General features: G+C 65.6%; 8 protein-coding genes. 4 read left to right on the plus strand and 4 right to left on the minus strand.

The window, feature by feature from the left end; translation table 11 throughout:
• Positions 1-9: 9 nt before the first annotated feature.
• Together AB2M62_RS16625 and AB2M62_RS16630 are read right to left on the minus strand one after the other, a co-directional pair.
• The gene (locus AB2M62_RS16625; protein WP_404335581.1) at positions 10-1,254 is read right to left on the minus strand and encodes a spinster family MFS transporter; all 1,245 of its coding nucleotides are present in this window, start codon (positions 1,252-1,254) and stop codon (positions 10-12) included.
• A gap of 49 nt (positions 1,255-1,303) precedes the next feature.
• Positions 1,304-3,622, minus strand: a complete 2,319-nt coding sequence (locus tag AB2M62_RS16630; protein ID WP_404335582.1) for a TonB-dependent receptor — start codon at positions 3,620-3,622, stop codon at positions 1,304-1,306.
• A gap of 158 nt (positions 3,623-3,780) precedes the next feature.
• Between AB2M62_RS16630 and AB2M62_RS16635 the strand changes: the two genes are divergently transcribed.
• Entirely contained in the window at positions 3,781-4,398 is a 618-nt protein-coding gene (locus AB2M62_RS16635) for a TetR/AcrR family transcriptional regulator (protein ID WP_404335584.1), read from the plus strand.
• A 16-nt stretch (positions 4,399-4,414) separates the two neighbouring features.
• Here the strand turns inward: AB2M62_RS16635 and AB2M62_RS16640 are convergent, their stop codons facing one another.
• Together AB2M62_RS16640 and AB2M62_RS16645 are read right to left on the minus strand one after the other, a co-directional pair.
• Positions 4,415-7,738: a PAS domain-containing protein gene (locus AB2M62_RS16640; RefSeq protein WP_404335586.1), complete on the minus strand. Its 3,324-nt coding sequence runs from the start codon at positions 7,736-7,738 to the stop codon at positions 4,415-4,417.
• Positions 7,739-7,851: 113 nt separating this feature from the next.
• Positions 7,852-9,993: an AsmA family protein gene (locus AB2M62_RS16645; RefSeq protein ID WP_404335588.1), complete on the minus strand. Its 2,142-nt coding sequence runs from the start codon at positions 9,991-9,993 to the stop codon at positions 7,852-7,854.
• Between the two features lie 159 nt (positions 9,994-10,152).
• On the opposite strand from AB2M62_RS16645, the gene rpmI reads away from it, so the two are divergent.
• The 3 genes from rpmI (at position 10,153) to AB2M62_RS16660 (ending at position 11,437) form a co-directional block, all read left to right on the plus strand.
• On the plus strand, positions 10,153-10,356 hold the full coding sequence (gene rpmI / locus AB2M62_RS16650) for a 50S ribosomal protein L35 (protein ID WP_404335590.1): 204 nt from the start codon (positions 10,153-10,155) through the stop codon (positions 10,354-10,356).
• 14 nt (positions 10,357-10,370) lie between these two features.
• Positions 10,371-10,736, plus strand: coding sequence for a 50S ribosomal protein L20 (rplT, locus tag AB2M62_RS16655; RefSeq protein WP_404335592.1), 366 nt, complete (start codon positions 10,371-10,373; stop codon positions 10,734-10,736).
• Between the two features lie 83 nt (positions 10,737-10,819).
• Positions 10,820-11,437, plus strand: coding sequence for a LysE family translocator (locus AB2M62_RS16660; RefSeq protein WP_404335594.1), 618 nt, complete (start codon positions 10,820-10,822; stop codon positions 11,435-11,437).
• Positions 11,438-11,449: the final 12 nt, after the last annotated feature.

An 11,449-nucleotide genomic window follows, 5' to 3' on the forward strand; every position in this document is an offset into this window, starting at 1 on the left:
TGTAACTGTTCAGGCTACCCAGTCGCGCTGCAGGAACCGGCTCGCCAGCGCCATCAGCGCGCCGGCGAGCAGATAGAGGCAGAGCCCCGCCGCGATCGCATAGCGCAGCGCTTCGGCGCCATAGGCCGGGGTCAGCCGGTCGGACAGGGCGCCGATCACCCAGGAGCCCAGCCCGAGCCCGATCAGATTGTTGATCAGCAGGAAGCTTGCCGACGCCGTGGCGCGCATATGCGCCGGGACGAGATGCTGGACCGCGGTCAGCACCGGGCCGAGCCAGACATAAACCAAGGCCTGGGGCAGCAGGAACAACCCGAACGCCGCCTGCCAGCCGCTGGCGAGCACCCCGGCGATGAACAGCGGCGTCCCCGCGACATAGCAGAGCGCCGGCGCCAGCGCGTACCATTTGCGGTTGCGTCCGCCCATCCGGTCGCCGAGCCAGCCGCCGAGCAGGATGCCGGCGACCCCGCCGGTGAGCAGCAGCGCGCCGAAGAACTGGCCGGTCTCGGCGATCGTCAGCCCGAAGCTGCGCATGATCATGCTCGGCAGCCAGAAGGCAACGCCATAGCCGCACATCGATCCCGTCGCCGCGCCGAAGGCGAGCAACCAGAAGCTTGGCTTGGCGGCGAGAATCGCGAAGACGGCGCCCAGCGGCGCCTGTCCGGTCGCCGCGCGCGGCCGCGGCGCATCGCGCACGATCAGCTTGAACGGCACGGCGATGACGAGTCCCAGGAAGCCGACGGTCAGGAAGGCAGTACGCCACTCGACATTCTGCGCGATATATCCGCCGAGCAGCGCGCCCGCGGCGGCGCCGACCGGGATTCCCAACGAATAGATCGACAGCGCCCGCGCGCGCTGCTCGGCCGGATAGGTGTCGCTGATCAGCGCATAGGATGGCGCGACTCCGCCGGCCTCGCCCACGCCGACGCCCAGGCGGAACAGAAACATCTGGGTGAAATTCTGCGCCACCCCGCACAGCGCGGTGAACGCGCTCCACACGCCGAGTGACACCGCGATCACCCAGCTCCGGCTGGTCTTGTCGGCCAGCAGCGCCAGCGGGATCGCCAGCGTCGAATAGAGCGCGGCGAAGGCGAGCCCGCCGAGCATGCCGAGCTGGCTGTCGGTGAGATGCAGCGAGGCCTTTACCGGCTGGGCGAGGATGCTGAGGATCTGCCGGTCGAGGAAATTGAAGGTGTAGACGAGCAGCAGCATCGCCAGCACGAGGCCCTTGGGGGCGCGATAGGGCGCAGCGGTCATGGCATGCCTTTAAGGGCCCTCTCCCGGATCGGGGAGAGGGCGTATCGTTTCAGAATTTCAGGCTGAACGTCCCGAAAATCTGGCGCGGATTGCCGTAAAAGGCAGTGGCGACGCCTTCTCTGCCCAGCGTCGGCACATAGCCCGTGCCGTTGGTGATCGGCTGGAAGGCGGCGTTGAGCGGCGTGCCGGCGATGTCGGTGCGGATATATTGATAGCCGCCGGTCTTGTAGCGTTCGTCGGTCAGGTTCTTGCCGTGGATCCCGATCGAATAGCGGCCGCCTTCGCCGAAGCTGTAGACCAGATGCGCGTCGAGAAGCGTGTAGCCCGGCTGGTCGAGGAACGGGCTTGCCGTTTCGAACTGGTGGGTGAGGCTGCGATACGAGGCGCCGAACGCGCCGGTGAGATCGCCGTCGCCGAGCGGCAGCGCGGCGTTGAGCGTGCCCGACAGCGTCCAATCGGGCGTGTTCTGGAACACGCGGACATCGGACACGTCGACGCCGGTGGGCCCGATGAACCTCTTGTACTTGGCATCGATATAGCCAAGCGCGCCGACGAACGCGATGTTCGATCCCGGCCCGGCAAAGCCGCGCGCCAGCACCGCGTTGGTTTCGAGCTCGACGCCCTTGATATCGGCCTTGGCGGCGTTGGTGGTGATCCCGCAGAAGCTCTGCACGCCGCCGATCAGGCAGCCGACCGAGCCGGGAATCTGGACGTTCGAATAGTCCGAATAGAAGCCGTCGAGCGCCCAGGTCAGCCGCCGGTCGAACGCCGCACCCTTCCAGCCGATCTCATAGCTCTTCACTGTCTCGGGATCGAAGGAGAGGTAATTATAGATGTCCTGATAGGTCCGCCCTGCCGACGCATTGCTGATCGGCGCTGAGGCGCCCGATCCGCGCGGATCGAAGCCACCGCCCTTGAAGCCTTCCGAATAGGAGGCATAGACCATGTGGCTGTCGCTCGGCTTGAAGCTGACCGTCGCGCGCGGGGTGAAGCGCTTGAAATTGGCGGTGCCGCGGAAATTGGTCGACGGCGCGCCGACGGCGATCGGAGTGCCGCCGAAATCCGGGGTCAGCCCGAAATAGCTCGCCTTGAAGACATAGCTCTGGCGCTGGTCCCAGGTGTAGCGCCCGCCCAGCGTCAGGCTGAGCATCGGCGTGATGTCGTAGGTGAAGTCGCCATAGATCGAGCTGGTCTCGGTGCGCACGTCGCCGGCGGTATAGGCGTTGAAGCCCGGCGCGGTGGTCGAAAGCAGCACGCCAAAGCCGGTCGTGGCCTTGGCGCCCAGATAATAATAGCCGAGAATGCCGTTCAGCTTCTCGCTGCTGTAGAGCAGCTGGAATTCCTGGCTGGTCTGGTTGTTCTTGTAATAGGCCGGCACGTCGACATCGACCGAAGGCGTCGAATCGAAGTCGATCGGCGTGTACGACGTATCCTCCCGATAGGCGCTGACGCTGCGAAGCGTAATGTGATCGCTCACATCGGCGCTCGCGGTCATCGAGATGCCGCCTGCCTCGATGTCGTTCTTCGGGTTGGCGAGCCCGGCATTGGTATCGAACACATCGCCCAGCGAGGGCGAGCCGGTGAGCAGGCCGGCGAACAGGCGGTGGCCATTGCGGGCGTTAGACTTGTCGTGCGTATAGTCGCCGGTGATCCGGATCGACATCGCCTTGTCGGGCGTCTCGAATTCGAGCGTGCCGCGCGCGGCCCACACGTCCTTGTTGTAATTGTCGATGCCGAGATTGCGGTTCTCGCCGAAGCCGTCGCGCGTGAGCCGCGCGCCCGACAGACCGAGCTTAAACAGCGAGCCGATCGGCGCCGAGGCGCTGACGACGAGGTCGGCCTGCTTGTACGAGCCATAGGTGCCCTTGACGCTGAGCGTGGGCGCGTCGGGTAGCCGCTTGGTGACATATTTCACCGCGCCGCCGATCGTGTTGCGGCCATAGAGCGTGCCCTGCGGCCCGCGCAGCACTTCGATCCGTTCGACGTCATAAATGTCGAGCACCGCGGCCTGGGGCCGGTTGAGATAGACGTCGTCGAGATAGATGCCGATGCCGGCCTCGAAACCGGGGACCGGATCCTGCTGGCCGACGCCGCGGATGAAGGCGGCGAGCGTCGAATTGGTGCCGCGCGCATCCTTGAGCGTGGTGTTGGGCGTGACGTTCTGGATGTCGGTGAGGTCGATCGCGCCTTGTTGCTCGAGCGTCGCGGCGCTGAGCGCGGTGACTGCGCCGGGTACGTCGAGCAGCCGCTCCTCGCGCCGGCGCGCCGTGACGACGATCTCGCCATCGCCTTCCTGCTCGGCGCTGGCCTGCGCATCGGCCGGCGGCTGCTCCTGCGCAAAGGCGGGCAGGCTCGTCAGCGCAGCCATCGCGGCGCCGGCAGACAATAACGTGCGTGCAGACGGAATCAGTCGTGACATATGATCCTCCCCAGATCCGGCCCCGTTTCGTGCGGGTTGTAACCGATTGTCCGACGCTATACTGAAACCTGAACCGGGTTTCAACTTGGAAGAATGAGGGGGATGGCATGGAGGGCGAAGGCGCGAGCGCGAGCAAGGAACCGCGCACTGCACGCGGCCGCCGAACGCTGCGCGCGATCCTCGATGCGGCCGCCGTTGAATTTGGCGAGAAGGGATTTCACGAAGGCTCGATCAGCGGGATCACGCGCCGGGCCGGCGTCGCGCTAGGCAGCTTCTACACCTATTTCGATTCGAAGGATGAAGTGTTCCGCGCGCTTGTCCGCGACATGTCGGATCAGGTCCGCGAGCATGTCGCGCCGGCGCTCAAGGATGCATCCGGCCAGATCGCCGCTGAACAGGCCGCGCTGCTCGCCTTCATAAAGTTCGCCCGTACGCACAAGGAAATCTACCGGATCATCGACGAAGCCGAGTTCGTCGATCCCGACAGTTTCCGCATGCACTATGCGAGCACGGCCGATCGCATCGCCAGGCGCCTGCGCGCTGCTGCCGAGCGCGGCGAAGTGCGCGACGATGTGGGCGAAGTCCATGCCTGGGCGATCATGGGGATGAACGTCTTCCTCGGCCTGCGCTACAGCGTTTGGGACGAGGGCACCGCACCCGAGACGATCGCGGAGACGGTCGCCTCGATGCTCGCACGAGGTATCGCGGTTCGCGAACCCGACTGAATACGGAGACTCCGCCCTACGCGTCGAGCGCGGCGCGGACTCTTCGGGCGAGTTGTTCGAGCTCGAAGGGCTTGGCTAGGATCGCTGCGTCGTCGCCGGCGACATCGGGGGTATAGCCGCTGGTCAGTAGAACCTTGAGCCCGGGCAGCATCGCTCGCGCCTTCTGCGCCAGCTCGCGACCGTTCATCTCGGGCATGACGACGTCGGTGAACAGCAGCGAGACCTTCTGGCCGCGCGCGATCAGCCGCAATGCTTCGCGGCCGTCGCGCGCATCGATCACGGTGTAGCCGAGTTCGCGCAGCGCCTCGATCGAGAAGCTGCGAACGCGCTCCTCATCCTCCACGACCATCACGGTTTCGCCGGCGCGCGCTGCAGGCAGCGTGTCGGCACTACGCGGAAGGGGCGCTGCGGCAGCGGCCAAGCCCCGGTGAATGGGAAGATACACCCGCACCGTCGTTCCGCGGCCCTGCTCGGTTTCGATGCGGACGTCGCCGCCGGATTGCCGCGCGAAGCCGAAAACCTGGCTCAGTCCCAGGCCGGTCCCCTTGCCGACACCCTTGGTGGTGAAGAAGGGATCGAAGGCGCGCGCCAGCACCTCGGGTGCCATGCCCGATCCGGTATCGGCCACCGCAATCTCGACATAGGCACCCGGCGTGAGTTCCAGCGCCTCCGCAGCCTCGCTATCGAAGTCGATGTTCGAGGCAGCAATGGTCAGCAGGCCGCCCTCAGGCATCGCGTCGCGGGCATTGACCGCGAGATTGAGTATCATGTTCTCGATCTGGCTGGGGTCGGCCAGCGCGGGGGCCAGGCCTTCGGGCAGCACGGTCTCGATCGTCACATCCTCGCCCAGCGTGCGAACGAGCAGCTCGATCATCCCATCGATCAGCTGGCGCGTATGGACCGCGACCGGCGCAAGCGGCTGCTGGCGCGAGAAGGCGAGCAGCCGCTGGGTAAGCGCTGCGGCGCGCGTCGCTCCGTCGCGCGCCGCGGTGACATAGCGATCGACATCGGTGTTGCCTTGGGCCAGCCTGCGCTCGAGCAAATCAAGCGCGCCGATCACAACGGCAAGCATGTTGTTGAAGTCATGCGCGATGCCGCCAGTGAGCCGCCCGACTGCCTCCATCTTCTGCGCCTGGCGCAGCTGCGCCTCCGCCTGCATCAGCTGAGCGGTGCGCTCGGCGATCGCGGCTTCGAGTTCCCCGCGCGAGCGGGCGAGCACTTCGCGCGCATCGACAATGTCCTGGATGTCGGTGCAGGTGCCGAACCAGCGCGTGACCGTGCCGCTCGGATCGCGCACCGGCTTGGCGCGACCCAGCACCCAGCGATAGACGCCCGAGTGGTGCCGCAGGCGATACTCGATGTGGTAGGTCTCGCCGGTAGCGAGGCAATGGCTCCACAGCGCCCAGGCGCGCGCCTGGTCGTCGGGATGGAAGACGTCGTTCCACGCGTCTCCGTCGGTCGAGCCATAGGGCACACCGGTATATTCGTACCAGCGGTCGTTATAGTAATCGTGATAGCCGTCGGGCATCGTCGACCACACCATCTGGTCGATCGAATTGGCGATCGCGCGGAATTTCTCCTCACTCTCGCGCATCGCCGCCGCGGCGTTCGCGCGCTCGACGGCATCCCAGGAAATCTCGGCGACCGCTTCGATGAACCTGACTTCCTCGGCAGACCAGCGGCGCGGCGCGGCCTGATTGACGTAGAATGTCGCAATCCATTCGCCGCCGCGCAACAGCGGCACGCCGATCGCGGAGGCAGCGCGGCGCACAATGTCGGACCCCTCGATCTCGGGTGCCCTCGCCGTATCATCGAGGACGACGGTGTCGCCCGCGCGATAAGCGCGGGTCGCCGCTTCGCCCACACCGGCCAGCGCCGCGGAGCCCGTGAGCGGCAACAGGGCTGGCGACGTCGCCGAAGGGCCGAAATGCAGCGCATCGTCGGAGACGCGGTAGAAGCCGACGCGATCGGCGCCGAGCTGCGCGATCAGTGCGTCCGAGGTCGCCTGCATCACCGCGACGGGGGTTTCGAGCGCGCGCTGGCGCTCGGCCAGCGCATAGACAAAGGCCTGTTCGGCATTGGCCTGGCGCAGCTCGTCGGCGGCGGCACGCGCAGCCTCCTCGGCAGCCTTGCGCTCGGTGATGTCGAAGCTGACCCCCGGGAAACGCAGCGCCTTGCCGCTATCGTCGAAGATCGCCCGGCCCTGCGCATTGACCCAATGAATACTCCCATCGGGTTGGAACAGCCGATATTCCGCGACAAAAGGACCGCCCCGGGCAAGCGTTTCGCCGATCTTTTCCTGCAATCCTGGCAGGTCCTCGGGATGAACACGCGCGAAGAACACCTCAATCGGCCCGCCCTCGCCGGGCTGCACGCCCCCGACGCCGTACAGGCGCAGGAAGCGGGCGTCGGCCGTGACGCGATTGGCGGGGACGTCCCACATCCAGGTGCCGACCCCGATCGAAGAATCGAGCGCAAGCTGCAGCCGTTCGTCGGTTTCGCGCAGCGCCGCCTCTGCCGCGCTGCGTTCGGTGACATCGGTTACCGCAACGAAGATGTCGGTGGTCGCGCCGCTCGCGTCCTTGATCGGCTGGTAGACGAAGTCGAGAATACGGGTTTCGATCTTGCCGCGGCGATGCAGTGCGATTGCAGCATCGCTGGCGCGATAGGGTTCGCCCGTCGCATAGACCTGGTCGAGCAGCGCGACGAATCCCTGTTCGACGACTTCGGGCAACGCCTCGGCTACACTCCGGCCGACCAGTTCGCGACCGCCGATGAGCTCGAGATAGGCAGGGTTGGCGATCTCGTAGACATGGTTGGCGCCGTGGAGCAGCGCGATCGCCCCTGGCGCCTGCTCGAACAGGCCGCGCAGCCGATCGACTTCAGCCAGGCGGGCGCGTTCGGCGAGTACCGTCCGGGTCGTTTCGTTGCCCTGGTTGAGCACGCCGACCGCATTGCCTTCGGAGTCGCGGATCGGGGTGAAGCTGTAGTTCCACCAGGTTTCCTGGGGCCGCCCGTCGCGCTCCATCGCAAGCATCTGGTCGAAGGCGGTGAAGCCCTGCTGGGTCTGGAGCACCTGCTCCATCTGCGGCCCGACCACGTCCCAGATATCGGCCCAGACCTCGCGGGCTGGCCGGCCGAACGCCCAAGGATGGCGATCGGCAGGGATCGGCGCCCATGCGTCGTTGTAGAAAAGGCGGAAATCGGGGCCCCAATAGATGGCCGAAGGAAAGGTGGAGGCGAGCGCAAGATCGAGCGCGAATTTGAGCGAGGCGGGCCAGCCCTCGGGCGGGCCGAGCGGATCCTCCGCCCAATCCCGCGCGCGGATCCGCGCCGCCATTTCACCGCTATGATCGAGGAATCTGAGCGCCGGTGACATCACGGGCAGCGATGCGGGGCGCCGCTGCGGCTGTCAATCGCCCCGCACGGCAAACTGAGTGGAACGCGCACTGCTCAGAAGATTCCGAGAAACTTCTTGCGCTGCTTCTTGCGCTCGTCCGCCGAGCTTTTGCCGCTTTCGGACTTGGCGGTGGTGCCCTTGCCGACATCGTCGCGCGGCTTGCCCTTGGCGGTGCGCTGCGCCTGGGCACTGGCGCCAGCCAGGACCGGGCCGCAATCGGCAGCCTTGGCATCGCCGACGTCGACGAACGCGATCACCGCCGCAAAGGGGCTTGCCACCATTGCGAGGCCGAGACCCGCACCCGCGCGACTGAGCAACTCGGGCGTGACCACGTCGATCTTGGGCGCGGCAAAATAGCCGCCGATGCCCACCGGGGACTGGCCGGCGAACAGGCTGAACTTCTTGCTGTCCGCGCGGAAGGCCAGGTCGACGCTCTCGTTCTTGAAGCTGAACCCGCCGCGGCCCAGCATGACGTTCTTCTGGGTGTCGATCAGGATCGGATCGGCCGCGGCGATGCCGTTGTTCACGCTGAATCCGATCAACCCGCAATTGATCTGCACCGGCTCCTTGAGCTTCTTTTCGAACATCTTCTGGACGAAGGTGCCGATATCGATCTCTGAGAGCTGGATGTTGCGCGTCCAGAAGCTGCCCTTGGGCATGATCACCGCGATGCGGCCGTTCGAATTGCTCAACGAATTGTGGACGCTGTTGCCGACGCCGGTCATCTTGATCCGCGCCTTGAGCGTGCCGGTGGTGCCCGACTGGTCGACACCGAAGCCGGCGAGCAGCGTGCCCATCGGCGTGGGCGAGAGGCGGATTTCGTAATCGGTAAAGACCGGATTGCGCCGCGCGTTGAGCGTGATGTCCGAAGTGACGGTGCCGCGCGCCATCGAGAAGTTGAGCGGGCTGAGCTTGAGCAGGCGATCGTCGAGGTCGAGCCCCAGCTCGATGTTGGAGATCGGCAGGCTCTCGGCACGCACGGTGCGGACGGTCCAATGGACCTTGGCGTCGAAATTCTTTAGCGCCTCGATGCGGAGCTGCGCGTCGGGCAAAATGCGCGGCGTGCCGCCCGCCGCGCGCGTGACCACCTTGCCCGCCGCCGAGGCCTGAGGGTTGTAGCCAATGAACGGACCGGCATCGACGATGTCGAGCACGTGCGTCGCCAGATCGGCGGTAAGCATAATCCGCGGCTCGGTCATCGCCACGGTGAACTTGCCCGACAGGTCCGAATCGCCGAACCGGCCCTTCAAGCCGGTGAAGCGCCATTCCTCGTCGTGCTTGGTCACCGCGGAGCGCAAGCGATAGCTCCGCGTGTCGGGAACTGCGATGCCGGCAACCGCGAAGACATCGGCAAGGTTCTGGCCGCGCGCGTCCATATGCAGATCGGCGCCCTCGATCTCGGTCGCGCCGGGCAGCGTGCCCGACAGGTCGATCTGGGTGCGCACGCCCTCGGCGTGGAGCTGGAGCTGGTTCTGCCCGCCGGAAACGGTGGCGTTCGGGGTGAGCAGCGCACCGGCAAGCGTAAAACGTGTCCCGCGCGCCGTGCCGTTGCCGTCGAAGCGGATCGCGGACGCGAATTTCGTGTCCTTGGCCTCGACCGTGTGGATACGGATCCCGGCCTCGATCTGCATGCGCGGATCGACATAGCGGATCATCGTGCCCTGGACGAGCGCGCGGCGGATGATCGGAAGCTCCAGAGGCTTGCCACTGGTCTTCTCGCCGAAGGTCCAGGTGTTGCGGCCCTGGCGATCCCATTGCAGATCGACATGGCCGTCCTCGAGGCCGAGCCAGTTGATCCGCCGGTTGCCGGTGATCAGGCTCCACGTGGAGATCCGCGAATCGATCTTCTTGGCGGAGAAGAAATTGCCCTTGCCGGCCCATTCGGGATTCGAGACGGTCAGCCCTTCGGCGACAAACTTGACGTTGAACGGCGCGAAATAGAGCTGGAAATCGCCGGCAACCTTCACCTGCCGGTGCGTCTGCCCGGCAACGATACGCTCGAAGCTATGCTTGAGGAACCGGCCCTTGGTGATGAACAGGATCGTCCAGGCGAGGACGATCAGCCCGAGGAGCGTGGTGAGCACCGCGATGCCGCTCGCCAGCGGCGTCCCCATTGCGCGTGCCGGCTTGGCCGGGACGTTCTTGGGAGGTAGCGCCTTGTCGGCAGCTTCTGTGGGTGCGTCACGATCTGCCATTTGAGACAGAAAGCCTGTCGACCCTGGGGGTTCCGGACTCAGGTTGCATTGCAGCGGGGCTTGCGTTATGCGCCCCGCTTTCCTCGAACGTCAGGAACACGCCCGGCCATCAAGGGCTGCCGCGGCTGTTCGCATGTTCGAGTTTGTAAGGAGACCAAAATGCCCAAGCTCAAGACGAAGAGCGGCGTCAAAAAGCGCTTCAAGTTCACCGCCACTGGCAAGGTGAAGCATGGAGTCGCTGGCAAGCGCCACCGCCTGATTTCGCACAACGCGAAGTATATCCGTACTAATCGCGGCACTTCCGTGCTGGCTGATGCAGACGTCGCGCGCATTGTCGCGTGGGCGCCGTACGGCCTGAAGTAAGGGAGGCCTAGAACATGGCACGCGTAAAACGGGGTGTTACCACCCGCGCCAAGCACAAGAACATTCTGGAACAGGCGAAGGGCTATCGTGGCCGTCGCAAGAACACCATCCGCATCGCGCGGCAGGCCGTCGAAAAGGCCGGCCAGTACGCGTATCGCGACCGCAAGGTTAAGAAGCGGACGTTCCGTGGTCTTTGGATCCAGCGCATCAACGCCGGCGTCCGCGCCGAGGGTCTGACCTATTCGCAGTTCATGCACGGGCTGAAGCTCGCCGGCATCGATCTCGACCGGAAGGTCCTGGCCGATATCGCGATGCACGAGAGCGAGGCGTTTACCGCCATCGTCGCGCAGGCGAAGGCGGCTCTGCCCCAGGCCGCCTGAGGCGACCTGACGCGCAGCTGAAACAAGGGGCGTCGAAGCTAGGGCTTCGGCGCCCCTTTCGTTTCGAACGATAGAGGGAGCAAATGGCGATGCATGTCTGGTGGCTCTACGTCACCGCGGTGTTCCTGATCTCGGCGACGCCGGGACCGAACATGCTGCACGTAATGGTGCAGAGCATCCATCACGGGCCGCGCCGCGCGCTGTTCTCGATGGCCGGACTGATGAGCGCGGTGCTGCTCTGCCTGCTCGCCTCGGCGGCGGGGCTCGGCGCGCTGCTCAAGGCCGCGCCGATGCTCTACGATGCGCTGCGCTATGCCGGGGTCGCCTATCTGGTATGGCTGGGTATCAAGGCTTGGCGTGCACCGGTGGGCGATGGAGCGCGCGATCCGCACACCCGACGCTCGGCAGGCGCGCTCTATGCCACCGGCCTCGCTACCGGGCTCTCCAATCCCAAGCTGATCATCTTCGCCGCCGCGCTGTTCCCGCAATTCATCGATGTGAGCCTCCCGTTCTGGAGCCAGCTGGGCATATTGGTGGCAAGCTTCGTGGTGATCGAGGCCTTCTGGTACGCCGTCTATGCGCTGGGCGGACGCTCGCTCGCGGCATGGCTCGCGCCGGCCAACCGCCAGCGCCTGTTCAATCGCGCGACGGGGGTGATGTTCCTCGGCTTTGGCGGCGCGTTGCTCGGCAGCCGCGTATAGGCTTGACCTGAG

The organism is Sphingomonas sp. MMS12-HWE2-04, assembly GCF_044881185.1.
Taxonomy (GTDB): domain Bacteria; phylum Pseudomonadota; class Alphaproteobacteria; order Sphingomonadales; family Sphingomonadaceae; genus Sphingomonas.

Bases quoted from the DNA above. Each gene is read 5' to 3' on its own strand.
- AB2M62_RS16645 (WP_404335588.1), bottom strand. From the start codon at position 9,993: ATGGCAGATCGTGACGCACCCACAGAAGCTGCCGACAAGGCGCTACCT.
- AB2M62_RS16635 (WP_404335584.1), top strand. From the start codon at position 3,781: ATGGAGGGCGAAGGCGCGAGCGCGAGCAAGGAACCGCGCACTGCACGC.
- rpmI (WP_404335590.1), top strand. From the start codon at position 10,153: ATGCCCAAGCTCAAGACGAAGAGCGGCGTCAAAAAGCGCTTCAAGTTC.
- AB2M62_RS16640 (WP_404335586.1), bottom strand. From the start codon at position 7,738: ATGGCGGCGCGGATCCGCGCGCGGGATTGGGCGGAGGATCCGCTCGGC.
- rplT (WP_404335592.1), top strand. From the start codon at position 10,371: ATGGCACGCGTAAAACGGGGTGTTACCACCCGCGCCAAGCACAAGAAC.
- AB2M62_RS16630 (WP_404335582.1), bottom strand. From the start codon at position 3,622: ATGGCTGCGCTGACGAGCCTGCCCGCCTTTGCGCAGGAGCAGCCGCCG.
- AB2M62_RS16625 (WP_404335581.1), bottom strand. From the start codon at position 1,254: ATGACCGCTGCGCCCTATCGCGCCCCCAAGGGCCTCGTGCTGGCGATG.
- AB2M62_RS16660 (WP_404335594.1), top strand. From the start codon at position 10,820: ATGGCGATGCATGTCTGGTGGCTCTACGTCACCGCGGTGTTCCTGATC.